This window comes from Mesorhizobium sp. M7A.F.Ca.MR.176.00.0.0, assembly GCF_004023165.1.
Lineage (GTDB): Bacteria > Pseudomonadota > Alphaproteobacteria > Rhizobiales > Rhizobiaceae > Mesorhizobium.
In genome coordinates, this window is sequence record NZ_RZTC01000011.1 from 1 (window position 1) to 25,344 (window position 25,344).

28 protein-coding genes are annotated in these 25,344 nt (G+C 61.9%); 22 read left to right on the top strand and 6 right to left on the bottom strand.

Annotation, left to right across the window (positions count from 1 at the left end; genetic code table 11):
- Positions 1–115 (bottom strand): LysR family transcriptional regulator (locus tag EOB59_RS37155; protein WP_128287940.1); only part of this gene is annotated, 115 nt, incomplete at its 3' end.
- A 271-nt stretch (positions 116–386) separates the two neighbouring features.
- On the opposite strand from EOB59_RS37155, the gene EOB59_RS06295 reads away from it, so the two are divergent.
- The 4 genes from EOB59_RS06295 to EOB59_RS06310 all read left to right on the top strand — a co-directional run bounded on the left by EOB59_RS06295 (position 387) and on the right by EOB59_RS06310 (position 4,036).
- Positions 387–1,046 (top strand): ABC transporter permease subunit, encoded by a 660-nt coding sequence (locus EOB59_RS06295; protein WP_128288000.1) that lies wholly within the window; start codon positions 387–389, stop codon positions 1,044–1,046.
- Between the two features lie 13 nt (positions 1,047–1,059).
- Entirely contained in the window at positions 1,060–1,809 is a 750-nt protein-coding gene (locus EOB59_RS06300) for an ABC transporter permease subunit (protein WP_128287941.1), read from the top strand.
- A 51-nt stretch (positions 1,810–1,860) separates the two neighbouring features.
- Positions 1,861–2,709 (top strand): transporter substrate-binding domain-containing protein, encoded by an 849-nt coding sequence (locus EOB59_RS06305; RefSeq protein ID WP_128287942.1) that lies wholly within the window; start codon positions 1,861–1,863, stop codon positions 2,707–2,709.
- Positions 2,710–2,785: 76 nt separating this feature from the next.
- On the top strand, positions 2,786–4,036 hold the full coding sequence (locus EOB59_RS06310) for a CapA family protein (protein WP_128287943.1): 1,251 nt from the start codon (positions 2,786–2,788) through the stop codon (positions 4,034–4,036).
- Between the two features lie 16 nt (positions 4,037–4,052).
- Here EOB59_RS06310 and EOB59_RS37160 read toward each other — a convergent pair whose 3' ends face one another.
- A complete protein-coding gene (locus tag EOB59_RS37160) occupies positions 4,053–4,583 on the bottom strand; it encodes a helix-turn-helix transcriptional regulator (RefSeq protein ID WP_281061713.1) in 531 nt (176 codons plus the stop codon).
- A gap of 148 nt (positions 4,584–4,731) precedes the next feature.
- Here EOB59_RS37160 and EOB59_RS06320 point away from each other — a divergent pair, with 148 nt between their 5' ends.
- Together EOB59_RS06320 and EOB59_RS06325 are read left to right on the top strand one after the other, a co-directional pair.
- Entirely contained in the window at positions 4,732–4,968 is a 237-nt protein-coding gene (locus tag EOB59_RS06320) for a helix-turn-helix domain-containing protein (protein WP_128288001.1), read from the top strand.
- A 237-nt stretch (positions 4,969–5,205) separates the two neighbouring features.
- Positions 5,206–5,445 (top strand): helix-turn-helix transcriptional regulator, encoded by a 240-nt coding sequence (locus tag EOB59_RS06325; protein WP_245466340.1) that lies wholly within the window; start codon positions 5,206–5,208, stop codon positions 5,443–5,445.
- A gap of 324 nt (positions 5,446–5,769) precedes the next feature.
- Here the strand turns inward: EOB59_RS06325 and EOB59_RS06330 are convergent, their stop codons facing one another.
- Positions 5,770–6,735: a LysR family transcriptional regulator gene (locus EOB59_RS06330; RefSeq protein ID WP_127327963.1), complete on the bottom strand. Its 966-nt coding sequence runs from the start codon at positions 6,733–6,735 to the stop codon at positions 5,770–5,772.
- A 235-nt stretch (positions 6,736–6,970) separates the two neighbouring features.
- Between EOB59_RS06330 and EOB59_RS06335 the strand changes: the two genes are divergently transcribed.
- The 7 genes from EOB59_RS06335 (at position 6,971) to EOB59_RS06365 (ending at position 14,682) form a co-directional block, all read left to right on the top strand.
- Positions 6,971–8,062 carry an ABC transporter ATP-binding protein gene (locus tag EOB59_RS06335; protein ID WP_127327797.1) on the top strand — a complete coding sequence of 364 codons (1,092 nt, stop codon included), beginning with the start codon at positions 6,971–6,973 and terminating at the stop codon, positions 8,060–8,062.
- 33 nt (positions 8,063–8,095) lie between these two features.
- Positions 8,096–8,827: an HAD-IA family hydrolase gene (locus tag EOB59_RS06340; RefSeq protein ID WP_127327798.1), complete on the top strand. Its 732-nt coding sequence runs from the start codon at positions 8,096–8,098 to the stop codon at positions 8,825–8,827.
- A gap of 3 nt (positions 8,828–8,830) precedes the next feature.
- Positions 8,831–10,135 (top strand): FAD-binding oxidoreductase, encoded by a 1,305-nt coding sequence (locus tag EOB59_RS06345; RefSeq protein ID WP_206622031.1) that lies wholly within the window; start codon positions 8,831–8,833, stop codon positions 10,133–10,135.
- A 60-nt stretch (positions 10,136–10,195) separates the two neighbouring features.
- Positions 10,196–11,236: an ABC transporter substrate-binding protein gene (locus EOB59_RS06350; RefSeq protein WP_127327800.1), complete on the top strand. Its 1,041-nt coding sequence runs from the start codon at positions 10,196–10,198 to the stop codon at positions 11,234–11,236.
- 81 nt (positions 11,237–11,317) lie between these two features.
- Entirely contained in the window at positions 11,318–12,190 is an 873-nt protein-coding gene (locus EOB59_RS06355; RefSeq protein WP_128287945.1) for an ABC transporter permease, read from the top strand.
- Between the two features lie 3 nt (positions 12,191–12,193).
- The gene (locus EOB59_RS06360) at positions 12,194–12,991 is read left to right on the top strand and encodes an ABC transporter permease (RefSeq protein ID WP_128287946.1); all 798 of its coding nucleotides are present in this window, start codon (positions 12,194–12,196) and stop codon (positions 12,989–12,991) included.
- Positions 12,988–14,682 carry a GMC family oxidoreductase N-terminal domain-containing protein gene (locus EOB59_RS06365; protein ID WP_127327803.1) on the top strand — a complete coding sequence of 565 codons (1,695 nt, stop codon included), beginning with the start codon at positions 12,988–12,990 and terminating at the stop codon, positions 14,680–14,682. The genes EOB59_RS06360 and EOB59_RS06365 overlap by 4 nt, the downstream gene beginning before the upstream one ends.
- A gap of 255 nt (positions 14,683–14,937) precedes the next feature.
- Here EOB59_RS06365 and EOB59_RS06370 read toward each other — a convergent pair whose 3' ends face one another.
- Positions 14,938–15,834: a GNAT family N-acetyltransferase gene (locus tag EOB59_RS06370; RefSeq protein WP_127327804.1), complete on the bottom strand. Its 897-nt coding sequence runs from the start codon at positions 15,832–15,834 to the stop codon at positions 14,938–14,940.
- Between EOB59_RS06370 and EOB59_RS35230 the strand changes: the two genes are divergently transcribed.
- The 7 genes from EOB59_RS35230 to EOB59_RS06400 all read left to right on the top strand — a co-directional run bounded on the left by EOB59_RS35230 (position 15,782) and on the right by EOB59_RS06400 (position 22,653).
- On the top strand, positions 15,782–16,066 hold the full coding sequence (locus EOB59_RS35230; RefSeq protein ID WP_164895591.1) for a hypothetical protein: 285 nt from the start codon (positions 15,782–15,784) through the stop codon (positions 16,064–16,066). The two genes, EOB59_RS06370 and EOB59_RS35230, sit on opposite strands and share 53 nt — an antisense overlap.
- An 8-nt stretch (positions 16,067–16,074) precedes the next feature.
- Positions 16,075–17,199 (top strand): acetylornithine deacetylase, encoded by a 1,125-nt coding sequence (argE, locus tag EOB59_RS06375; RefSeq protein ID WP_128287947.1) that lies wholly within the window; start codon positions 16,075–16,077, stop codon positions 17,197–17,199.
- 12 nt (positions 17,200–17,211) lie between these two features.
- On the top strand, positions 17,212–18,135 hold the full coding sequence (locus EOB59_RS06380) for a glyoxylate/hydroxypyruvate reductase A (RefSeq protein WP_128287948.1): 924 nt from the start codon (positions 17,212–17,214) through the stop codon (positions 18,133–18,135).
- A 23-nt stretch (positions 18,136–18,158) separates the two neighbouring features.
- Positions 18,159–18,512 carry a cupin domain-containing protein gene (locus tag EOB59_RS06385; RefSeq protein WP_128288002.1) on the top strand — a complete coding sequence of 118 codons (354 nt, stop codon included), beginning with the start codon at positions 18,159–18,161 and terminating at the stop codon, positions 18,510–18,512.
- A 148-nt stretch (positions 18,513–18,660) separates the two neighbouring features.
- The gene (locus EOB59_RS06390) at positions 18,661–20,169 is read left to right on the top strand and encodes an aldehyde dehydrogenase family protein (RefSeq protein ID WP_128287949.1); all 1,509 of its coding nucleotides are present in this window, start codon (positions 18,661–18,663) and stop codon (positions 20,167–20,169) included.
- Positions 20,135–21,178 carry a tartrate dehydrogenase gene (locus EOB59_RS06395; RefSeq protein ID WP_128287950.1) on the top strand — a complete coding sequence of 348 codons (1,044 nt, stop codon included), beginning with the start codon at positions 20,135–20,137 and terminating at the stop codon, positions 21,176–21,178. Before EOB59_RS06390 ends, EOB59_RS06395 begins: the two co-directional genes overlap by 35 nt.
- Positions 21,179–21,195: 17 nt before the next feature.
- Positions 21,196–22,653: an NAD-dependent succinate-semialdehyde dehydrogenase gene (locus EOB59_RS06400; RefSeq protein ID WP_128287951.1), complete on the top strand. Its 1,458-nt coding sequence runs from the start codon at positions 21,196–21,198 to the stop codon at positions 22,651–22,653.
- Between the two features lie 25 nt (positions 22,654–22,678).
- Here EOB59_RS06400 and EOB59_RS06405 read toward each other — a convergent pair whose 3' ends face one another.
- Positions 22,679–23,953, bottom strand: a complete 1,275-nt coding sequence (locus EOB59_RS06405; RefSeq protein WP_128287952.1) for an FAD-binding oxidoreductase — start codon at positions 23,951–23,953, stop codon at positions 22,679–22,681.
- 16 nt (positions 23,954–23,969) lie between these two features.
- On the bottom strand, positions 23,970–24,638 hold the full coding sequence (locus tag EOB59_RS06410) for a haloacid dehalogenase type II (protein WP_128287953.1): 669 nt from the start codon (positions 24,636–24,638) through the stop codon (positions 23,970–23,972).
- On the opposite strand from EOB59_RS06410, the gene EOB59_RS35235 reads away from it, so the two are divergent.
- Positions 24,637–24,777, top strand: a complete 141-nt coding sequence (locus EOB59_RS35235) for a hypothetical protein (RefSeq protein WP_164762593.1) — start codon at positions 24,637–24,639, stop codon at positions 24,775–24,777. The two genes, EOB59_RS06410 and EOB59_RS35235, sit on opposite strands and share 2 nt — an antisense overlap.
- A gap of 181 nt (positions 24,778–24,958) precedes the next feature.
- The coding region (locus EOB59_RS36000) for a GNAT family N-acetyltransferase (RefSeq protein ID WP_245486545.1) at positions 24,959–25,344 on the top strand (386 nt) is incomplete at its 3' end.

A 25,344-nucleotide genomic window follows, 5' to 3' on the forward strand; every position in this document is an offset into this window, starting at 1 on the left:
CAGCCGGCTGGCTTATCCCGAGGGCTGCCGCTGCTCGCCTTGTCGAACCGGCCCGCAACACTTCTCGGAAGACTTTCAGTTGACGGAGCTTCAGGTCGCTCTGCAGCAACTCCATTCCGGCGCTCCTTTCCCTGATAACGCCACCCGGGAAGCAGATACCACCAACCTGGGGAAGCAATAAGCCATCCCAGTATATAACGGCGCGTTATAGAAAAAATATTAAAAATTATAGATTGAGTGTGGAATATCAAGCGATACAATTAGACAACATCTCACATTAACTCCGAATTACAAATAAAACAATTCGCAACCTTGGGTTAAACAGCTTGGTATCAGCGAGAAAGATCGGCGTACCTGGCGGTATTGCGAGTCGAGGAAAGCGCCCTATGGGTGGTTTTACTACTCAGTTTGTTGTCGCACTCACCGTGACCATAGGCCTGGCCCTTGTCAGCGGCTGCCTGGGTACGGCATTTGGGTTGTTTCTGGCGATTTCGAAGGGCACGGCACAACCGCGCCTCAACCGTGTCGTGACGGCCTACACCACGGTTGTCCGTGGTGTACCAGAACTTCTCATTATCCTGCTCATCTACTTCGGCGGAACCACGCTCGCCAGCAAGATCGCCGGCCGGTATGTGGAAGTGAACGCATTCACCGCAGGCGTTATCGCGCTCTCGGTCGTCTTCAGCGGTTATGCCACCGAAGTGTTCCGGGGTGCCATTGCGGCAGTGCCAGCGGGTCAAACCGAAGCGGCAAAATCGCTTGGGCTGAACGCCTGGCAGCGCTGGATGTTCGTCATCGGACCGCAGATGCTGCGGCTGGCGCTGCCTGCCTATGGCAATCTCTGGATTTCGCTCTTCAAGGATACCGCGCTGGTTTCGATCGTCGGCCTGACCGACATCATGCGCGTGGCGTATGTCGGGGCCGGATCTTTGCGCGCACCGTTGACCTTCTACCTTGCGGCCTCCGCTCTCTATCTCTCGCTGACCACCGTCACGCTGCTGTCGATCCGGCTTGCCGAGCGGCGCTATCCGGCACTCGGCCGATAAGAGGGAGCGACCCATGAACCTCGGCTTGATGTTTGACGCAATGGTTGTCCTGCCTTCGGGCATTGGACTCACATTGACCCTGACGGTCCTTTCGCTGACGGCTGGATTTGTTCTGTCCGTGCCGCTCGCCTTTATCCGCGCGTTCGGACGTCCTAGTCTCTCGCTCGCGGTGCTCGCATACACCTATGTGATCCGCGGAACGCCGATGCTGGTTCAGCTCTTCCTGCTCTACTACGGCCTCGGTCAGATCGAGGCCGTGCGAACCAGCATCTTCTGGGTGATCCTGCGCGATCCTTTGTGGTGCGCCCTTCTGACATTTTCGCTTAACAGCGCGGCGCACACCACCGAGATTCTGTGCCGCGGTCTCCAGTCCGTGCCTAAGGGTGTCACCGAGGCGGCCACGTCTCTCGGCTTGAAACGCTTCCAGATCGCTCGCCTGGTCACCTTCCCGATCGCTTTCAGGATATCGCTTCCGGCCTACGGCAACGAGGTCGTGGGGATGATCAAGGGTTCGTCCCTGGCGAGCACCGTCACGCTGCTCGAGATCACCGGCATGGCGAGACAGATGGTTTCGACGACGTTCGCGCCTTACGAGATCTTCATCGTCGCCGGAGCGATCTACCTATCGCTCACCTCGATCGCGGTGAAAGCGATCCAGTTCCTGGAACGGCGACTGTCGACCGACGGCCATCGCGTGCGTCGACGAAAGCCGCGATTGCGCCCTCCATTGCCTGACCCTGAGACCACGACGCCCCTGCCCTGACCCGCGGGTCTTTCGGCAGCCCTTTCCATCCAACCAACGAAGAGGTGCATAATGCGCATACCCTTGGCTATTGCTGTTTCCATCGCATCCCTGATGTCGGCATTTCCTGCCAGCGCCCAAAGCAAGAGCGTCATATCGATTGCCACTGAAGGCGCCTCCCCGCCCTGGGACGGTACCGACGCGAACGGTCAGCTCTACGGTTACGATATCAATGTCGGACTGGAGCTTTGCCGTCGCATCGAGATCAAATGTACCTTCGTCCCGCAGGATTGGGACGGTATCATCCCGGCGCTGCTTGTCGGCAAGTTCGACGTGATCATGTCCGGCATGGCGATCACAGAGAAACGCAAGCAGTCGATCGCGTTCTCGATCCCCTACGCCGCCGGCTTCAACCAGTTCGTGGTGCGCAAGGAGCTGGGTCTCGACGCCGGCGACACCAAGGAGAAGGTCAACCTTTCGACCATCGGGGACAAGGAAAAGGCGACCCTTGAACGCCTCAGGTCGACGCTCGCCGGCAAGGCGATCGGGGCCTTGCGCTCGTCGAATTCGGAAGCCGTCGTGAAGGAAATCCTGGGCGATGTCGTGACCATCCGCAGCTACGACAGCCTGGACAATTTGAAGCTCGACCTGGCCGCGGGTCGCATCGACGGCGGCCTCGCCGACTATTTCACCTGGCGGGATTTTCTGGAGACGCCTTCCGGTTCGGATGCGGTGTTTTTCGGCCCCGAGCTGAAGGGCGGGCTCTGGGGGCCTGGCGTCGGCGCCGGCATGCGAAAGAACGATACCGAGTTGCTCGCCAAGTTCAACGCAGCCATCGCCGCCGCCACCAAGGATGGGACGATCAAGGCGCTGAGCCTGAAATGGTTCAAGAGCGACATCTCGCCTGCCCTCTCGCAATAGGCGGGCACCCGACTTCGACATTGACGGGGCGCAGGCGCGGAACGCCAGCGCCCTCCCCTCCTTCAAGGCGAGTTCCATGAAAGACCAGTTCTGCGCGGTCGTCACCGGCCAATCCCTGATCACGCACGACATCCGTGACGTCAAAGACGAACGCTTCATCGCCGTTACGGACTTCCTGCGCCAAGGCGACGTCGTCTTCACCAACTTCGAGTCGACGATCCTGGGCAAGCACGGCGGCTGGCCGACCAAGGGCAAATACTTCGGCTATTCCAGGGCTGAAGTGCTCGACGCGTTGCAGGCCATCGGTTTCAACGCGCTTGCGCTCGCAAACAACCACGCCTTCGATCTCGGCGCCGGCGGCATCCTCTCGACGCTGGAGGAAGTGGAAGCGCGCGGCTTCCTCCATGCCGGCATCGGGGCCGACGAGACAGACGCGAGGAAACCGGGCGGCCGCCGCCTGGGCGCGAGCCAGGTCGCGCTTCTCGCGATGGATGCAGGCCCTGGCCCGACCAACATGTATGCCGAAGACCGCACGGCCTTCCGGCCGGCTCGGCCCGGCGTCAATCGTCTGACCACCGTTCGCAAGATGGGGGTGCCGGATGGACATTTCCGCAGACTGGCGAGGCTGGGCGCTCATTTGCAAAGCTCCCCTTTTGAACTGGCCAACTATGCGCAGCCGGAGGATCCTGTGGCGGTGTCAGCCGACAAGGAGATCAATTTCTACGGCACCGTGTTCACGCAAGCCGCCGATTTCGGCCGTCTGGTCGAAGTCGATCAGCGGAGCGCGAGTGTCCATCTGTCCGCCATCCGGCATGCGGCGGCACAAGGCGATTTCGTCATTGCCTATCTGCACCACCATCACTGGGAACCAGGTTGGCAGGACGTGCCGCGCTGGGTGCAGACCTTTGCCCGGATGTGCATCGACGCCGGCGCCAACCTTTTCGTCAGCCACGGCGCTCCGGTGCTGCAGGCCGTGGAAATCTACAATGGCGCGCCGATCTTCTACGGCCTCGGCAACTTCCTTTTCCACGTCCACCCCGAAGAAACCGAATGGAATCCCCCGGAAGTCTGGCAAAGCATTGTCGCCGCATGCCGCTATGATGGGAGCGGAAATCTAGCGGGAATAGACCTCCTGCCCGTAGCGATCGGCGCGGACCCCCAGTCTCTTGGCTCAGCAACGGGCAGACTGGTGCCCGTCGCCGTCACGGGAACCGCAGCGCGAGACATCCTGGAGGGATTCGCGACCCGCTCGCGGGCGTTCGGCGTCGAGATCGAAGTATCCTCGACCTGCGTCCGCATCGCCCTGCCCGCACGAAAATTCGGCTGACGGCCCCGACCGGCCGTCAGCCGGTCTTGCATTCGGCAGGCGCGGCTTCGCCGGCCGTCTCGCTATCCGCCTTTATGTCTGGCAGGGCCAGTTCTTCTCCTAACGCTGCGATCAGGGACGAGACGCGACCGCGCACACGCGGCGGAAGGTTCACAAGCCCCTCGATCAGGCGCCGGCCCTCCGCGCTGGCAATGAAATCCAGGCGCTCATCGACCGGCAGGGTCCGCGCCTCGACGCGGGTCTCACCGTTTCCCGGCAGGCCTGCGAAGAAGCGGCCGACAGGAACGCCCAACGAGCTGGCGATCTCGTAGAGCATCGACGCGCTCACGCGATTGCGCGCGTTCTCGTACTTCTGGAGCTGCTGGAAACTGATGCCTATGGATCGGGCAAGCTGCGCTTGCGAGACGTCGGATTGGACGCGAACCGTCGCAATCTGCCTGCCGACATGCTGATCGGCCGGATGAGGGTCACTGTCGATCTTTGGCTTCGGCCCCGTCCGAAGGAGGACGGTGCGTTCCGGTTTCAACAAGGCCTTTCGATCCTCCACTAGTCAGCCGGATAGAGAGTCTGTCGCGCGCGCTCCGGGCCTCTTCCTCCGAGGTCACCTGCAGATCGAATCGCCATTTAATATACCTTATAGGGTTCAAAATAACCCTATAGGTGGCAAAGAAAATCCGCCTGCCGATTGTGGACTCATGGTCAGTCCACGACAGATTCGAGCCGCAAGGGCCTTGCTTGGTTGGTCGCAGCAGGAGCTTGCCGACAAGGCCATTGTCTCGCTGAATGCGCTAACCCGGTTGGAAAACGGCAAGGTCGATTCCCGGATCAGCACTTTGCAGGCTATTGAGGCGGCTCTGATAAAAGCGGGTGTCGAATTCCTGTCCGCTGGCCAAAAGGGTGAAGGTGTACGGCTCTTAGATCCTGGTGCTTGAATGTCCCGTTGGCGGAAAGGGTTCGCACAATTGCACTTGCCAAGGGTATCTCCTGCTCGGGTGACGGGAGGCAAAGTCGTGGTATTGTCGGAATCAGCCATGATCCGAGCTCGCTGAAGCTTGGGTGTGGTCAGCCTGGGCAGATGCCTACCATGAGCCCGTCAAGCAATTTGTCTAACGTCAGTCATTTAAGCTGACATTCGCACCAAAGTCAACCAAAAGACTGATTTTAGCTGGATGAGCCAAATTTCCGTGGAGCAATGCAGAGGCGCCAGAGCGATGCTCGGCTGGAGCCAAGCTGAACTGGCCCAATCAGCAAATGTTTCGCGCGCTACGGTCGTGGATTTCGAAAGAGGCTTGCGCGTCCCACACCGCAACAACCTCGGTGCCATTCGTGAAGCGCTCGAAGCTGCTGGTATAGAATTCATTCCGGAGAATGGCGGCGGTGCTGGTGTGCGCTTGGCCAAACGGCGCTAGCGGATCAGAACGCAACGCTTCGAAGCGATTCGCCCAACCTACACGAACTTTGGGGCGCTTTGCCCGGCACCATCCGTATAGGGGAGATGAAGCAACGCAGTCGAACCGCTATGTAGGTTCAATTGGAACGAGCTCGGTACCCAATGGGCTACAATTCCAGACTGCCGTTTATGCGACTTTCGAGGCACAACCATGAACTCTGCAGCCGCGTGACCATTGATTTCCAATCGCCTCTTGCGCCGCGTCGGAGCGCCTCATCCGACAGCAGATCGGGGAATCAAGGAACTTTCAAAAGGAATGCTGAAACGTATGCATTGGGCCCGATTACCCAGCGGATTTTGAAAGGCCTGCCGACTTCAGCCCCAGCGTTGGATAAAGCGCATCAACTGCGACAATGTCGGCATTTAGTTCGCCAATCATCCATTCCCTAACCTGCGCGACGATCGGGCGCGCGGGTTTGTCGCGCAGGCGAACGAGATGGCACTGGCGGCCCGTAATCATGAGCTGTTCGCGCGCCGGCACCAAAGCCCGCGTCCGCAGCCAGTGGGCAATGACGTTCAGCCAACCGAGGGCCACGCCTTGCCCGAGCAAGGCGGCCTGAACGACGATGGCATAGTCGGAAAAGATCATCGAATTGACAGCGTCCCCCTTGTTCAGTGGCGAGAATAGACCGGACCAGTTCGGCTGTGCGTCACTGAGATTGATCGTAGTGTCGGGCATCCGCTTCACATGGGTTGCCTCCGAACCATGGCTTTCTATGTAGGATGGGCTACAGATGGGAATAAGAATTTCCGGCATGATGAAGACGGCCTCGTGTCGTTCGTCCGAGCCATTGACGAAGCGCATTCCGAGATCCACATCATTCACCGGCCCCGCAAGCGCTCCCATAACCAGTTGAAACCGCAGATCGACAGCCGGAAACTCCTTTTTGAAGTCGGCCATCCGCGGCATCATCCAGTGGGTGGTGAAACCGGTCGAAACTGATAGGGACACCGTTTGAATGCCGATGCGGCGATCCTCGATCTCGCGCAAGGCATTTTCGATCCCTGAAAACCCTCTGGCGATCGCGTCGAACAGCAGCCGCCCAGATTCGGTCAGGCGGACACCACCGGGTTGACGTACAAATAACGTCGTCTCGAGATGCTCTTCCAGCCTTGCCACCATACGGCTGACGGCCGCAGGCGTCACGTTCAGCTCCTCCGCTGCCCTGGAAAAATTGCCGCAGCGAGCGGCGGCTTCGAAAGTAAAGAGGCCATTCATGGATGGCAAGGAGCGTCTCAATTTTTCCATTACACGATGTAACATAAGCCCGAACTTTTTTTCAATTGCGAAGCCCCATTTTCTTTGGTCTTCTGGCTATGATGGAAGGCGTTAGACCTTCAAGAAAATTTCAGAGAAATGGACTGTGTACCCATGCGGCACGTGGCAGGTGCGGGCATGAAATATACCTTCAGACTTCTACTCATCAAAGAATGCAGCATGCGCCAGACCAAGGGGCTGCTGATGAATTTTGTAGTGGAATCATATGATTGATGCGACAAAAGCAGATCGAGTAGGCGTTTCCATTCGCGCGGCCAGCAAGAGCTATGGACATTTTCGCGCACTGGACAATGTCAGTCTCGAGGTCGCTCCAGGCGAGTTCGTCTCCATTCTCGGTCCGTCTGGATCGGGGAAGACGACATTTCTGGGCGTTCTTGGCGGCTTCGTCCAACCGACATCCGGGTCGATCTGGCTCGGCGCCCGCGATATTACATTCGAGCCGCCGCACAAACGCGATATCGGAATCGTCTTCCAGAACTATGCTCTCTTCCCGCATATGAGCGTCGGGGAAAACATCACCTTTCCGCTGCGCGCGCGTCGCCTGCCGAAGTCAAACTGGGCCAACAAGCTGCAAGGCGCGCTCGATATGGTCGAACTGGGCGGATTTGAGAACCGGCGCGTCCACGAACTGTCCGGCGGGCAGCGCCAGCGTGTTGCACTTGCCCGCGCCATCATTTTCGAGCCGCGGCTGATCTTGATGGACGAACCGCTGTCGGCGCTCGACAAGCAATTGCGCGAATCCATGCAGATCGAGCTGAAACGGCTGCACCGCAAGCTCGGCGCGACGATCGTCTATGTCACGCACGACCAGCGGGAAGCTCTGACAATGAGCGATCGCGTCGCCATCATGAACAAAGGTCGCTTCGTCCAGATCGACACACCCGAACAGCTGCACGACCATCCCGCCGATTCCTTCGTCGCGCGCTTCATCGGGGAAGCAACCCTTTTGCCGGTCACGCGCGCCGGCAACGATACAGTAACGCTTGGCGACGCCGTGCTGCGCACATCGCGCAGCGTTCCCCAAGGTAAGGCGCTGTCTCTCGCGGTGCATTCGGAAAAACTTGTGGTCGCCGATGACAACGCGCCGCATGCGTCGAACAGGCTTTCGGGAACGGTGATCGAAACGCTCTACCAGGGCGAAAGCATCCGGGTATTTCTGAAATTGTCATCCGGCGGAGAGCTGAGCCTCAGGCTTCCCAGCAATCATGCCGGACGCTTGCACCTCAAGAAACCCGGCGAACCGATCACGGTAGCCCTACACCCCGAAGACACGATCGTCGTCCCGGACGCCCCCTGAGAACGCCCCGACTTGCCAAAAGGAAACCGCATCATGAAACTCAGTGAATTCAAGGTCATGACCTTCGATGTCGTCGGCACATTGATCGATTTCGAAACGGGCGTGCTCAATGCCGTTCGCGCGCTCGGCGGCGAAAAGGCAAAGGCTGCTTCCGACGATGCGATTTTCGAATCCTACAAGCGCGGCCGCGACAAGTTCTACGGCCGCTCGTCCTTCGCCATGAAGGATGTCTATCTGTCGCTGGCTACGGAAATGGACTTCGCCCGAGCGGAGGCAACGGCGGAAGCCTTCCAACTTGCGGTCCTGCGGTGGCCGGCCTTTTCCGATTCCGTCGAGGCTTTGGCGCGGTTGCGTCGCAACTTCCGCTTGGTGGCGATGACCAATGCCGATCGCACGGCGTTTTCGGCCTATTCGGCGACCCTGGGCAGTCCCTTCCACGACAGCGTCACCTGTGATGAAGCCGGATGCGCCAAGCCCAATCCACAGTTTTTCGCCTTCAACAAGGGCCGTCAGTCCGCCTCCGGCTACAAGCAATCGGAAATCCTGCACGTGGCCCAGAGCCAGCATCACGATATCGGCGTCGCTACGGAACTTGGCTACACGACCTGCTGGATCGAGCGACGTCAGGGCCAGGCAGGATTTGGCGGCACACCGGAACCCAAGATGCTCACCAGGCCCGACTTCCATTTCTCCTCGCTAAAGCAACTGGCGGACGCCGTGGACGCGGATCTGGCCGCAGGCCACAGGATCGCCAGCGCGGCCTGAGTGATGACCACGCACCCACCCTTTCCCGATATCCACTCGCTTTGGCAGGAGACGGCTGGTCCACGGCCTGTTTTCGGCAGACTGCCAGGAGATCGCCACTACGACGTGGCGATTATCGGTGGCGGCTACACCGGCCTATCAACGGCCCGGTATCTCGCTCGCCGAGGCCTGTCATCGGTGGTTCTCGAGGCGAACCGCATCGGCTGGGGCGCCAGTGGTCGCAACGGTGGCGTGGTTTCCGGAAAATTCCGCATCGCATTTTCGCAGATCGCCGAACGGTTCGGCTTGGAGGCCGCCCGACGAATGCACGATCTCGGCATCGAGGCGATCGAGCATGTCGGCGAACTGGTGGAGGATTACAACATTGCGTCGGCCGATTACCGTTCGACCGGATCGCTGCGATGCGCGCACAATGCGGTTTCGCTCGAAGGATTGAAAAAGGAAGCTGCGTGGCTGCACGAGGCACTCGGCGACCCGGCCTGTTCTATTCTGACAGGCTTGGAGATGGGGACGGAAACCGGATCTCGGGATTTCGTCGGCGGCATGCTCAACACCCACGGCGGCATCATCCATCCACTTAATTTCGTGTTCGGCATCGCGGCCGGGCTTAAAGCGGCCGGCATCGACATTTTCGATAACACGCCCGTCACGGGGCTGAAGCGCGAGGGGATGGGCGTTCTGTTGGAAACGCCTTCCGGTGCGGTGACCGCCGCACAGGCGGTGGTCGCCACCAATTCCTATTCTGACCTGACGCCGGCTACCGCTGCCGTGCGTACCTCGATCATCCCGTTTCGTTCGGCCATGATCGCCACGGAACCGCTGACAGGCACAACCGGGGCCAATCTTCTGGCCAAGGACCGCAGCTACACCGAGACGCGGCGAATGATGCGTTGGTTCCGCAAGGCCGGAGACCGCTTGCTCTATGGCGGGCGTGGCGCCTTCGGCAAGAAGGATTCGCAAAGCGCTTTTACGGCTTTGCACAAGGCTATGGTTCGTCAGTTCCCGGAGCTTGCCGAGGCAACCGTTACCCATCGCTGGTCCGGTCTGGTCGCGATGACGATGGACAGCATCCCTCATGCCGGCCGGCTTGATGACCGGATCGTCTATGCGGTCGGGTACAACGGCACCGGCGTGGCGCTGGCCTCCAATATGGGAAAACACGTCGCCGCTATCGTAGCCGGCGAAAGCCCGGATCTGGGGCTTTTGACTTCGGAACGGCTGAAACCCGTTCCTTTCTATCCCATCCGGGAACCCGCTGTCCGGCTTGTCGCCGGATGGTACCAGTTCCTCGATGCAATCGGGCGCTAAGACCCAGCATTCAAGCGTCAAAACAGGGTTTGAAACCCTGCCAACAAGAGGAGAACGGACATGATACCGAAATTTTCCACGCTCGTGCTTTCCGCTTCAGTCATCGGTCTTTCCATCAGTTTTGCGTCGGCCGAACAGATCACGTTCGTCTCGCAAGGCGGCGCCTATCAAGAAGCCCAGACCAAGGCTATCCTCGACCCGGTGGCCGCACTGCTAGGCATCACCATCAACCAGGACAGCGCGCCGGATGCCTGGCCCGTCATCAAGACCCAGACGGCAACCGGCAAGCCGGTGTGGGACGTCGTCGACACGCCGACGCAGGATTGCATTCGCGGCGGACAGCAAGACATGATCGAAAAGCTCGATTTTTCCAAGATCCCCAATGCACAGAAGATGCCGGCGCAGTACAAGAGCCCTTATTCCGTAGCCTACGAATTCTATTCAAGCGTGCTCGCCTACAACAAGGACAAGTTCGGTGACAATCCGCCGAAAAGCTGGGCTGATTTCTGGGACGTGAAGAAATTTCCGGGCACGCGGGCGCTGCGCAACCATCCGCTCGCAACGCTCGAAGCGGCCCTGCTGGCGGATGGCGTACCGGCCGACAAGCTCTATCCGCTGGATGTCGATCGGGCCTTCAAGAAACTCGAGGAAATCAAGCCTTATGTCACCGTCTGGTGGACATCGGGCGCGCAGTCGGCGCAGCTTCTGGCCGATCGCGAAGTCGATATGGAAATGGCGTGGAACGGCCGCGTCACCGCAGTCGCCAAGGAAGGCATCCCCGTCAGCTACACATTCAATCAGGGCTTCCTTCAATATACCTCGCTGTGCATCCTGAAAGGTGCGCCAAACCTCGACACGGCGGTCAAATTCATCAACGCGGCGATGACGCCGGATATTCAAGCGAACTTCCCGGCCTATATCGATTACGGTCCGGGCAATCCGGAAGCCTACAAGACCGGTAAGATCACGCCCGAGCGCGCGGCTGAAATGCCAAGTTCCCCCGAAAATGCCGCCAGACAGGTTCTGGTGTCCGACGAATGGTGGAGCTCGAAGGCTGGCGAAGACGCGCAAAAGCGCTGGGCGTCCTTTATCCAGCAGTAAAGCATGTCGTCCGCAAGTGCGCAGCGGCTGCGGGAAGCGACCTGCATCAGAAAGCGCAAAGACGTCTTGGGAGGGTCATTGATGACGACAGCGATAGCAACCCCGTCCGACAATCACGAGCGCAGCGAGCAGAGGCTGATGCTTCTGCTTCTGGCGCCCGCGCTGCTGGTCGTCGGTGCGCTTCTGATCGTGCCCCTCGGCTGGTTGGCCTGGCAGTCGGTCTGGCAGGATGGTGGCTTCACCATCGTCAATTATCAGCGATTTCTAACCGATTCCGTCTACTGGATGACGTTCCTGGAGACCTTCCGCATCGCCTTTGTCGTCACGCTGGTAACCGTTCTGCTCGGCTATCCCGTCGCCTATGTGGCGGCGGGACTTCCACAGCGCTGGAGCATGGTGGTTCTGGCGCTGGTCCTATTGCCCTTCTGGACAAGCGTTCTGGTGCGCGCCTATGCTTGGCTGATCCTTTTGCAGCGCACCGGCATCGTCAATTCCGCGCTGAAAAGTGCCGGAGTGATCGACAGCCCGCTGTTGCTGGTTAACAATGAATTCGGCACCGTGCTTGCCACCATTCACATCCTTTTGCCCTTCATGGTGCTGCCTCTCTACGCCACGATGAAGAAGATCCCGCAGGAGCTGGTCATGGCCGGCTCAAGCCTCGGGGGATCCCCGATGCATGTCTTTCTGCGTGTCTTCCTGCCGCTGTCGCTGCCAGGCATGATTGCCGGCATGGTTCTGGTCTTCGTGCTGACGCTTGGCTTCTACATCACGCCAGAATTGCTCGGCGGCGGGCGCACCTACATGGTTTCCATGCTCGTATCGCGCAACATCCAAGTCTACAACGAATGGGGGGCTGCTTCTTCGATCAGCGTCGTCCTGATGATCTGCGTCTTCCTCGTCTTCAAGCTGGCAAGCCTTGTCATTCCCTTCGAACGCATCATCGGAACGAGGTGAGGCATGCGCGTTTCCAGTCTCCTGCTTTACGCCGTCGTTGCTCTTATTTTGGCCTGGCTGGTCATACCCATCGTCATCATTGTGCCGATGTCCTTTTCAAGCGCCCGGTTCCTCACCTTCCCGCCGCCGTCCTGGTCGCTGCGCTGGTATGAGGCATACCTCAACAGCGCCGCCTGGATGCAGGCGACCCGCGTCAGCCTGATCATCGCGGTTAGTAGCGCCGTGCTGGCCACGATTTTCGGGACGGCGGCCGCCTATGCGCTCAACATGACATCGTCGAAACTGGTGCGCAGCTTGCAGTTGCTCCTGCTTTTGCCGCTGGTCGTGCCCATCGTCATCACCGCCGTCGGTGTCTTTCTCGTCTATGCGCAAATCGGGCTGCTGGCGAGCATGACGGGCCTTATTCTCGCCAATACCATGCTCGGACTTCCCTATGTGATCACCTCGGTGCTGGTCGGCCTTCGCAAATTCGACCATACGCAGGAGATGGTCTCGCGCAGCCTCGGCATGAATCGGCTGCGCACCTTCTTCATCGTCACCTTGCCGCAAATCCGGCCCAGCGTCATTTCGGGCCTGCTGTTTGCTTTCATCTCCGCGATGGACGAAACGGTGGTTTCGCTGTTCATCTCGGGCGGTGAATACCAGACCCTGACCAAGCGCATGTTCACGGCGCTGCGCGACGAGATCGACCCGACAATCGCCGCCATCAGCTCGCTTTTGACTGCCGTTTCCTTCATCATGCTGATGCTGGTGGCGATCAACGCGCGCGGCAGTAAGCGGCGCACCGAGAAAGCCGGATGATCGTCGATCATCTGATCCTTGGGGGCGGCTCGGCCGGCTGCGTCCTTGCCGCACGGCTGTCGGAGGATCCAAACCGCACCGTGACGCTGGTCGAAGCCGGACGCAACATATCCGCCGATGACATTCCAGAGGCGGTGCGCAGCCGCTACCCCGGCCGCGCCTATCTCGACACAAGCAACATCTGGTCTTCCCTGACCGCGATGATGGGGTACGCCCGCTCCAACAGCGCGCCGCGTCTGTCGCGCCGCTATGAGCAGGCCAGACTTCTCGGCGGCGGCTCGGCCATCAACGCGCTGATGGCCAATCGCGGCGCGCCCTCCGACTATGCCGAATGGGTGTCGCTGGGCGCCACCGGCTGGGGCTGGGAGGAGTGCCTGCCCTACTTCAGGAAGCTCGAGGCAGACAGGGATTTTCAAGGACCGCTGCATGGCATGGATGGCCCGCTGACCATCCGCCGCATCAGCGATGCAAAGATTTCACCCTTCGTCGCACGCGTGATGAAAACGCTGGAGGCACGGGGACATCCGATCAAGTCAGACCAGAACGGCCCTTGGCAGGACGGCGCCTTTCGCGGCGCGATCGCGGTCAGCGATGCGGGCGACCGCCTGCCGACGTCCATCGCCTATCTGAGGCCCGAAGTGCGCAAACGGCCGAACCTCAAAATCGTGACCGACAGCATGGCAACGCGCATCCTCTTCGATGGGGCCCGCGCAATCGGCGCCGAGATATCGGGGCACCACGCAGGGACGATCATGGCCCGCGAGGTGATCGTGACGTCCGGCGCCATTCATTCGCCAGCACTCCTGCTGCGATCCGGCGTGGGGCCCGGCAACGAGCTTGCGGCTCTCGGCATTCCGGTTGTGGCATCGAGATCCGGGGTCGGACGAAACTTGATGGAGCACCCCTCGATCGCCGTTGCAGCCTTCCTTCCCTCCCACATGCGGGTGCGCGACAAAGGCGAGCATCACGAACAGGCGGTCTGGCGTTTCTCCTCCAACCTTGAGGGAACGCCGGCCGGGGACATGCATGCGGCCATCCTGTCGCGCTCGGGCTGGCATTCCGTTGGGTTGCGCATGGGCAGCTTGTTCTTCTGGGTCAACAAATCCTATTCGCGCGGAGTTGTGCGTCTTTCCAGCGCCGATCCACATGCGGAACCGGAGGTCGATTTTCGCATGCTCAGCGACGAGCGCGACCTTGAGCGGCTGAAGAGCGCTTTGCGGCTCGGTGCGCAGACCTTGTTTGATCCGACCATGGACGGCGCTCGCGGCACCGTTTTCCCCTCCAGCTACTCGCCGCGCGTCGCGAAAGTCGCCGTTCCCGGTCATTGGAATGCGCTGCAGCGGGGCGCCCTGTCGGCAATGCTCGACATAGCCGGGCCGCTGCGCGCAGGTCTTGTGCATTCCGTGATTACGATGGGGACAACCATGGGCGGATTGCTGAAGGACGATACCGCGCTGACCGAATTCATTTCCCGGCATGTCGCCGGAACCTGGCATCCCTCCGGCACCTGCCGCATGGGGACGCCTGATGATCCAATGGCAGTAACGTCGCCTTCCGGCAAGGTTTACCAAACGGAAGGTTTGCGTGTCTGCGATGCATCGTTGATGCCCTCGATTCCATGCGCCAACACGAATATTCCGACGATCATGATGGCCGAGCGCGTTGCTGACATGATCCACGCTGCGAACTGAACGGAACCGTCACGGCCAAGGCAACGCATGCCGGCTGCGAAGCGAGGCAACGGAGTCGACAATGGAGCCGATAGGGATCGTCGCCAGGAAGCACAGTGCAGACGAGAGGCATGCGACCCGGAATTGCTGATGCTCATGACAGCCACGATGTTTGCTTTCAAGGAACCAGCAAGATTGTACTCTCCGAGATGAGGCGCATGGTGGTCCGGGAGCATAGGGCCGACCAGGCCGGCACCATGGCGCGACAGAAGGCAACTACCCGAGGGTTTGGCTTGCCAAGGCATAGGTCCTCAGCGAGTTGCCGTCCGGAATGTCGGCGATGCCCTTGCCCAGCGACATGGTCAGCACCGTGTCAAAGACCGGCATTCCAGCGTGCGACAGAAAGGCGGCGAACTCGCCATTGTTCATGTGGGTGTCGATTCGCAGGAAAGACCCCGAGTGGTCGGCGACGTGGGGCCGAACGGTCGCCACGGCGTCGGCGTCGCTGTCCGCCACGACCGGACCCACGACATGGCCCCGCCCGAACGGCCGACAGAGCGCGAACGCGTTCAACGTGTCACCCTTGAAAAGACCATAGCCCGCCGAGTGTGCGAAAAGCTTCTCGATGAGCGCCGCCCGCCTCACGCCAAACCCTGCCGCGTCGAGCGCGATCACGGCGGGAATATCATTTTCGACCAAACTCCGGACTTCGCCGCGGGTATTTTCCTGCCCAACTGTCGTCTGCGCACGGACGATGCCCTGACATTGATAAACGGTCTTCTCCGGCTGGAAGTCGAGCGAGAGATAGAGCCGCCTTGCCGCGCGCGTTGCGTTGAGGCGCAAGTCGCGGCCGACGACCTTGTCGAAGACCCGCTTCATCAACCATTGCCCCGCCCCCAACGTCTGGAGTCGCGGTGAGGTGATGACCATGCCCACGGTGGCGAAATCGGCACCATGCGTGAACCACATGGCCGAGCCGAGAACCCGGCCAATCTCATCGAGCGCCACCAACCCCTGCCCCGATTCACGCACGAATTGCCAATCCTCGGCGCGATGCGGCCATCCCACGGAGAGCGAGAGCGCGTGCAAACGGTCCAGTTCGACGTCTTCGATGTCGCCAATGCGCATCGAGAAGGTATCGATTTTCAAGCTTCCGGACGGCTTCAATTCCATGCCCCTGCAAGATTTCCTCACCAGAGCGCCACCCACTGATGGCCACCCTCTGCCCGCCAACGCTAAACGAGCCGACCGGTACGATTTGCTCGAAAGCCGCGCTGCAACGCAAGATTCAACTGAAACATTTCAGCTTTCGGCACGCAATCGCGAAAGAACGCGCACATCCTCTTTGGAAACTTGGCAGCTTATGGTCGACGGCACCGATTCCGGCGAACCCGAAACGCTTTGAGGGCTGGAATGCACGTCTTCGACATCCTCGACCGTCTCGTCGCCTTTCCATCGGTCGCCGGCAGGCCGAACGGCGATATCGCCGGCTGGATCGAGACCTATCTCGCGGAACACGGAACCCAGGTCACCGTGGTTCCAGGGCCGGAAGGTGATCGTTCCAATCTTTTCGCGACGATCGGCCCCGCCAACGTCCCGGGCTACATACTGTCCGGCCATATGGACGTTGTTCCCGCCAGCGAGCCGCAATGGAGTTCGAATCCTTTCGCGTTACGGAAGGAGGGCGAACGGCTCTACGGACGTGGCACCACAGACATGAAGGGGTTTCTTGCAGCAGTGCTCGCGGCGGTGCCTGCGCTGGCGCGACTGCGCCTTGCCAGGCCAATCCACCTCGCCTTCTCCTATGACGAGGAAGTGGGATGCCGTGGCGTGCCGCATTTGATCGCCCGCCTTCCCGAACTTTGCGCAAAGCCGCTCGGCGTCATCGTTGGTGAGCCGAGCGGGATGCGCGCCGTGCGCGGCCACAAGGGCAAGGCGGCCGCCCGCGTGATCATCAACGGGCGCTCCGGCCATTCCTCGCGGCCCGATCTCGGGCTCAACGCCATCCATGCCATGGCCGCTGCGCTGGGCGCGGCTGTGAACGAGGCCGAACGGCTGACGCACGGTCCGTTCGACCCTGCCTTCGAACCGCCCTACTCCTCGCTGCAAGCGGGTGTGGTGGCGGGTGGACATCAGGTCAACATCATCCCCGACACCTGCACGCTGGACCTAGAGGCGCGCGCCATACCTGGCGTCGACCCGGCCAGCCTGCTGGCGCCGGTCAAGGCGCGGGCCGAGGCCCTTGCAGCCGATGGCTTTCGCATCGAGTGGACACCGATGAGCGCCTATCCGGCGATGTCGCTGCCGCCAGACGCACCGCTAGCGGGACTGCTGCATGCCTTGATCGGCGAGGTGCCGCTTGCCGCCGTCAGCTACGGTACGGAGGCCGGGCTTTACCAGGCCGCCGGGCTCGATGCGATCATCTGCGGCCCCGGCGACATCGACCGCGCCCACAAGCCGGACGAGTACATCCTTGCCAGCGAGCTCACGGCCTGCCAGCGATTGATCGAGGCCTTGGGCGCCCGCTGCGCGGCTTGACGAGGAACCGGAATGACATTTCTGTTCAACTCCGATGCGCGCCGCGGGGCGGTCTTCGCCGATGCCTTCGCGAGAGAGCTGCCGGACGTCCCCTTCACGATGGATGCCGCAAAGGTTGATCCCGACGCCGTGCGTTACCTGATCAGCTGGACCGTGCCGGATAATCTCGGCCGCTACAGGAACCTGGAAATCCTGTTTTCCATCGGCGCCGGCGTCGACCAGTTTCGCCTCGATGCGGTGCCTGCGAACGTGAAGATCGTACGCATGATCGAGGACGGCATCGTGCGCATGATGCAGGAATATGTGACGCTTGCCGTGCTCGCGCTCCACCGCAACCTGCCTGGATATCTGGCGCAGCAGCGCGCCGGCGAATGGACCGATATCGCGCAGCCGCAGGCCGGGTCGCGCCGGGTCGGCGTGCTCGGCCTCGGGCAGCTTGGCCAGGCCGTCCTCGACCGGCTGAAGCCCTTCGGCTTCCCGCTTGCAGGATGGAGCCGCTCGCCGCGGCGGATCGAGGGCGTGACCTGTCATCATAGCGAGCTCGGGCTGAACGAGATGCTCGCGGCCAGCGACATTTTGATCTGCCTGCTGCCGCTGACCGAGGAGACGCGCGATTTTCTCGATGCCGAACTGTTTGCGAAACTGCCCAAGGGCGCGGCGCTCGTCCACGCCGGTCGGGGGCCGCAGCTTGACCAGGAAGCCCTTGTCGCCGCGCTCGACAGCGGCCACCTTTCGGCGGCGATGATCGACGTCACCGATCCCGAACCCCTGCCGGCGGGCCATCCGTTCTGGTCGCATCAAAAGGTCATTTTGACCCCGCATGTCGCCAGCGTCACCCAGCCCGCCAGCGCCGCACAGGCCGTTGTCGACAACATCAGGCGATACCGCGCCGGTCTTGACCCCATCGGGCTCGTCGACCGATCGCGCGGCTATTGAAACTCAACATGAAAGGCCATCCCTTGTCCCTGCTCAAGACCGTCGATACCAGTCCTGCCTTCCCACCGCGCGAATCCGGGGCGCTGCCCGAACGGCTGATTTCCGGCAACCCCGCCTTCAAGACCTGGGCGCAGGACGCCGCCAAGGACGACCTCGTCCATACCGGCGTCTGGGAGGCGACGCCTGGCGAAACGCGCTCGATCAAGGGCGAGACGTTCGAGTTCTGCCACATCCTCTCCGGCGTGATCGAAATCACGCCCGACGGCGGCAAACCGGTGACCTATCGCGCCGGCGACAGCTTCGTGATGAAACCCGGCTTCACCGGTGTTTGGAAGACCATCGAAACGGTACGCAAGATCTACGTAACCGTGGGGTGACGGGAGCGCGCGAGGCGCAGGCCTCCGCAACAGATTTTGCCGTCTGTCATCGCCGGCACACAACAATCATCCGCGACCGATCGCCGAACGGTGCATGCTGCGCCAGAGCCCGCGTTAGGCTCCGGCAGAATACTCCAGAGTGGGTGCCATGGGCTTGAGCTTCGACCCGGATACTGTCTCCCTCCCCGTCGGCCATTTCATCGGCGGCGAGCTGATCGCGGCCGAGGGTGCGATCGAGATGCACCGACCGTCGGACGGCGAGCCATACGCCGCCTGCCCGGTGGCCGGCGCCGATATGGTCGACCGTGCCGTGGAAAGCGCCAAGGCGGCGCTGAAGTCCAGCAACTGGGGTGGTGTTCGGCCGCGCGAACGAACGAAGGCGCTCCAGGCCTGGGCCGACCTGATCGAGGCGGAGGCCGAAACGCTGGCCAGGATCGAGGCGCTGTGCTCGACCCGGCCCGTCGGCCAGCTCGTTGCCGGCGACATCGCCATCACCGCCGAGCAGATCCGCTTCTTTGCCGAGTTCGCCGACAAGGAAGGCAGCGAGCTCGTGCCGACCGACGACGCCACTCTCGGCATGATCATGAGCGAGCCCTATGGCGTGGTCGGCGCGATCACGCCCTGGAATTTTCCGATCTCGATGGCCGGATGGAAGCTTGGTCCGGCATTGGCCGCGGGCAATGCGGTCGTGCTGAAGCCGTCGGAAATGACGCCCTTCTCGGCAGTCTATATGGCGCAACTCGCCGTCAAGGCGGGCCTGCCGGCAGGGCTCATAAACGTGGTGCTGGGAGACGGTCCGACGACCGGCACGGCGCTGACCGGCCATCTCGAAATCGCCAAGGTCAGCTTCACCGGCTCGACCCGCGCCGGATCCGCGATCATGGAGAACGTCGCCCGCACTGGCGTCAAGCCGATGACGCTGGAACTCGGCGGCAAGAGCCCGCAAATCGTCTTCGCCGATGCCGATCTGGAGAAGGCGGCGACGGCCACCGCCGGCAGCGTCACCTTCAATGCCGGCCAGGCCTGCGTGGCCGGCACGCGCCTGATCGTCGAGCGGAGCGTGGCCGACCGGCTGACGGCCGCGATCCTGGAGAGGATGAAGGCGGTGCTGCCCGGCCCGACCTGGGACGACGCGACACAGTATTCGCCTGTTATCTCGGAGCGGCAGCGGGCGCGTGTCGACAGCATCGTGCGCGCCGCGATCGCGGCCGGCGGCGAATGCCTGACCGGTGGCGGCGTCATGGACAGCCCCGGCTATTTCTACCAGCCGACGCTGATCGCCGATGTCGATCAGGCCAATCCGGCGATCGTCGAGGAAATCTTCGGCCCGGTCCTGACCATCCAGACCTTCGAGACCGAGGAAGAGGCGCTGGCGCTGTCCAGCCATCCAACCTACGGGCTGGCTTCCGGCCTGTTCACCTCCGACCTGTCCCGCACGATCCGCTACGCGCGCAAGCTTGAATCAGGCACTGTCTGGGTCAACCGCTACAGCCGCTCACGCGACCATATCCTGCCGACCGGCGGCTACAAGCGCTCCGGCATCGGCAAGGATCTCGGCCGCGAGGCCTATCTCGCCAACCGCAGGACCAAGAGCGTCCTGATCAGCCTCCAGAGAGATGCCGATGAAGTCCTATTCGATCGCCCTGATCCCCGGTGACGGCATCGGCCGCGATGTGACCACCGCCGCCTGGTCGGTGCTGGAAACGGCGGCCAAACAGGCGGGCTTTGCCTTGACCGGAACCGAGTTCCCGTGGTCCTGCAAATTCTACAAGGATACCGGCCGCATGATGCCCGACGACGGCATCGAGACCTTGCGAGGCTTTGACGCCATCCTCCTCGGCGCCGTCGGCTGGCCGGCGGAGGTGCCGGATTCCGTTTCGCTGCACGGGCTGCTGCTGCCGATCCGCAAGGCATTCGTGCAGTACGCCAACATCCGGCCGCATCGCTTGCTGCCGGGCGTGACCGGCCCGCTGCGGGCGGAAGGTTTCGACATATTGTGCATCCGTGAGAACACCGAAGGCGAATATTCCGGCGCCGGCGGGCGCGTGCATCAAGGCACGCTGGATGAGGTCGCTGTCGAGACCTCGATCTTCACCCGTGCCGGCGTCGAGCGCATCCTGCGCTTCGGCTTCGAGCAAGCGCGGTCGCGTCGGGGCAAGCTGGCCTCCGTCACCAAGTCCAATGCGCAGAAATATTCGATGGTGTTCTGGGACGAGATCACGCGAAAGCTGGCCGCGGAGTACTCTGACGTCGCCGTGACCAGCTATCATGTCGATGCGCTCGCCGCGCGCATGATCATGGCGCCGGAGAGCCTCGACGTGGTCGTCGCTTCCAACCTGTTCGGCGATATCCTCACCGATATCGGCGCGGCGATCCAGGGCGGGCTCGGCTACGCCGCCTCGGCCAACATCAATCCCGGCCGCTCGGCGCCGTCGATGTTCGAGCCGGTGCACGGCTCGGCGCCCGACATCGCGCATCTGGGCATCGCCAATCCGATCGCCACCATCTGGTCCGGCGCCATGATGCTCGAACATCTCGGCGAAAAGGCTGCGGCCGACCGCGTTATGAAGACGGTCGAAGCCACCACCGCCAGAGGCATAGGCACCATTCCCGGCAAGGACCGGACCGAGGCCATCACCGCCGCTGTCGTCGCGGCACTCACCTGATTGCAAGGTTGTTTTCGATGAAAAACCTGAAAGATAAAAGTCTCCTCCGCCAAGCCGGCCTGATTGGCGGCAAGTGGGTCGCTGCCGGCTCCGGCGGGACGGTCGACGTCATCGATCCGGCAACCCAGGCGGCGATCGGCACAGTCCCCGACATGGCCGGTCCGGACACACGTGCGGCCATAGAGGCCGCGGCGTCCGCTTATCGCGATTGGAGAAAGAAAACCAACGCCGAGCGCGCTGCCCTGCTGGAGGCCTGGCATGGCCTGATGCTTGCTCATCTGGACGATCTCGCGCTGATCCTGACGACCGAACAAGGCAAGCCGCTGGACGAGGCCAAGGGCGAGATCCGCTACGGCGCGTCCTTCGTCAAATGGTTCGCGGAGGAAGCGCGCCGCATCAATGGCCACACCATCCCCTCGCCCACCTCCGACCGCCGCATCATCGTGCTGAAGGAACCGGTCGGCGTGTGCGGCATCATCACGCCGTGGAACTTCCCCAATGCGATGATCACCCGCAAGGTCGCGCCGGCATTGGCTGCCGGTTGCACGGTGGTGATCAAGCCATCCGAGTTCACGCCCTATTCGGCGCTGGCGCTCGGCGTGCTTGCCGAGCGCGCCGGCATCCCCGCCGGCGTCATCAACATCGTCACTGGCATGCCCACGGAGATCGGCAACGAGATCATGGCGAACGAGGCCGTCCGCAAGATCTCCTTCACCGGCTCGACGCGGGTCGGTTCGCTGCTGATGCGCGGGGCGGCCGACAGCGTGAAACGGCTCAGCCTCGAACTCGGCGGCAACGCACCCTTCATCGTCTTCGACGACGCCGATCTCGATCTCGCCATCGAGGGTGCGCTGGTCTCCAAGTTCCGCAATGGCGGCCAGACCTGCGTCTGCGCCAACCGCATCCTCGTCCAGGCCGGAGTCTACGAAAGCTTCGCCGAGAAGCTCAGCGCACGCGTCAACGACATGACAGTGGGGCCGGGCACGCAGCCGGGCGTCGCCATCGGGCCGATGATCAACATGGCGGCGGTCGAAAAGATCAAGCGTCACGTCGAGGACGCGCTCGCCAAGGGTGCTGCGATCATCACCGAGAAGCCGGCTCTGCCGGACGGTCCTCAATATGTCGCGCCGCTGGTGCTGACCGGCGCCACGAAAGACATGCAGCTCGCCGGCGAGGAAACCTTCGGCCCGGTCGCGCCGCTTTTTCGTTTCGAGACGGAAGAGGAAGCGATCGCGCTGGCCAATGGTACGCCCTATGGGCTTGCGTCCTACTTCTACACCGAGAATTTGAAACGCGCCTGGCGCGTCGGTGAGGCGCTGGAGTTCGGCATGGTGGGCTTGAACACCGGCTCGGTCTCGATCGAGGTCGCCCCCTTCGGCGGCGTCAAGCTGTCCGGCCTCGGGCGAGAGGGCGCGCAGGCCGGCATCGAGGAGTATCTAGAGATGAAGAGCTTCCACATCGGCGGGCTGGGCTGAAGCCCCGATCGGGCCGGATCGGCGATCACTGAATACGGTCGAGCGCCTTGTAGTAGAGGCCGACCATCGGCAGGAACCAGGGTTTGCCGGAGTATCCGGGAATGGACGGCCATTCGAGCCCCTTCATCGGATTGCGATCTTCGCGGCCGAGCATGGCATCGGCGAGGATGATGCCGAGTTGGGTGGAGAGCTGCGCGCCGTGGCCGGAATAGCCCATCGCGAACCAGACACCGTCATGGTAACCGGCGCGCGGGAAGCGATCCTTGGTCATATCGACCAGCCCGCCCCAGCAATAGTCGATCTCGACCTTGGCGAGTTGCGGAAAGATGGCCGCGAGGCATGCCTGCAATATCTCTCCGCTCCTGGCGTCGGAGCGCTGGTCGGATGTCGCCGAAAAGCGTGCGCGGCCGCCGAAGATCAGGCGCCTGTCCGGCGACAGCCGGAAGTAGTTGCCGATGTTCATCGAGGTCACGCAGGTTCGGTTGCCCGGCATGGTGGCAGTGATCTCGGCGTCACTCAACGGCCGCGTGGCGATGATGAAGCTGCCGACGGAGATGATCCTGCGGCGGAAGTAGCCGAAGTCAGGCGTCGTGTAGGCGCCGGTCGCCACCAGCACATTGTCGGCGCTGATCCGGCCACGCGAGGTGGTCAGCTCATGCCTGCCGCCGGCCTGCGTGTGGTCGGTAACCGCCGCGTTCTCGTGGATCACGGCTCCATAGCGGGCGGCTGAAGTGGCGAGACCCGCCACATAGCGGCCCATATGCATCATGGCGCTCTTCTTCGACAGCATCGCGCCGTGGAATGGCGAGCCGATCTCGGACTTGAGATCCGCCGCCGACAGCAGCGCCGTATCGGGATCCACTTCGGCATGGAGGGCTTCGAAGTTGCGGGCGATCGCATCAAAATGCTGCGGCTTGGAGGCGAGCTTCAGCTTGCCGGCGCGGCGGAAATTGCAGTCGATGCCTTCCTCCGCGACCAGCGCCTCGATGGTGTCGACGGAGTCGTCGAGCGCCCGGTAGAGCGCGATGGCGCGTTCCTTGCCGAGCTCCGCCTTGGCGGAGAGATAGCCGTGGGCGAGGCCATTGTTTAGGTGTCCGCCATTGCGTCCAGATGCGCCCCAACCCACACGTTCCGCCTCCAGCACGGCCACCTTGGCTCCAGCCTTCGCCAATTGGCGCGCGGCGGCGAGACCGGTGAAGCCGCCGCCGATGATGGCGGCATCGTAGTGCCCCTCGACCGGGCCTTGCGCCCCGCCGGAAAAGACAGGGGCCGTGTCGTGCCAGTAGGAGACGAACTTCATCGGCAATCCGCCTGTTTCAGAGCCCAACGACGCCTGGAAGACCGGAAATGTCTGATATTTCGACATAGCCGTAGTACGGGTTGGCCGGTTCATGGCCGCGATTGACCCAGACCTTGTTCTTGATGCCGAGATCGTGTGCCGACATCAGGTCGTAGCGGAACGAAGACGAGCAGTGAAGAATATCTTCCGGGCCGCAGCCCAGCCTGTCGAACATGTATTCGAAGGCCTTGAAGCGGGGCTTGTAGGCCTGCGCCTGCTCGGCGGTGTAGACGGCATGAAACGGCGCGCCGAGCTTTTCAACATTGGACATGATCTGCGCGTTCATGGCGTTGGACAGGATGACCAGCGGAATTTCCTTGGCGACCTTCGCCAGCCCGGCCGGAACCTCGGCGTGCGGCCCCCAGGTCGGGACGCGCTCGTAGACCATTCGGGCATCGTTGGCGCTGAAGGCGACGCCGTTACGCTTGCAGGTGCGCTCGAGCGCATTGTGGACGACGTCGGCATAGGGCTTCCAGTCGCCCATGATCTCGTCGAGCCGATACGCCGCGAAGTTCTTGATGAATTCCTGCATGCGCGGCTCGTCGAGCCGGCTGCCGTAGAGGTCGCGCGCCGCTTCCGCCATCTGGAAAAAGGTCAACGTGCCGTAGCAGTCGAAGGTGATGTATTTGGGCCTGAAGGAAGCCATGTCCGTCGATCTCCGGTGGAAGCACATCCGCGCTGGGATGTATTTCATCATAGGACGGCAGGTGGCGACCCACCTGACCGAAATCGCCCTCCCGAAAGCAGAAAGTTCCGTATCCGCCATCCGGTTTGGCACGCTGTAGCATCTGGCGTGCCGATCGCGGCGCCGCGATCGGCGTGAAACGCATCCGCCGCGGACGATGCCAGCACAAGATGCGGCGCACCGCTTGCGCTACGGCGAAAGATACCGCCGAAGCCAATGCCTTCAGATGATCTGCGGCGCGCCGATGGCCGAGACTTGGGCACTAGACGGAAGGATGCCTCATGCAGCAGGGCGAGATCGAACTCCAGGCCTTCGGGCCGGACCATATTGAGGGAGCGGTGGTGCTTTCGCGCCAGGAGAATTGGCCGCATCGGCCGCAGGACTGGCAGATGGCGCTGCAGCTCTCGAACGGTGCGGTCGCGCTCGACGATCAGGGCCGTGTCACCGGAACCATCCTGGTGACGCCCTATGGCATGGATTGCGCCATGATCAACATGGTGATCGTCGACAGGAATGTGCGGGGCAAGGGGCTTGGGCGCCGGCTGATGGATCAAGCCTTCGCACTTGCCGGCGACCGTCCGCTGCGGCTCGTCGCGACAGCGGACGGCATGCCGCTCTATGAAAAACTCGGCTTCGTGCCGTCCGGTACGATCCGGCAACATCAGGG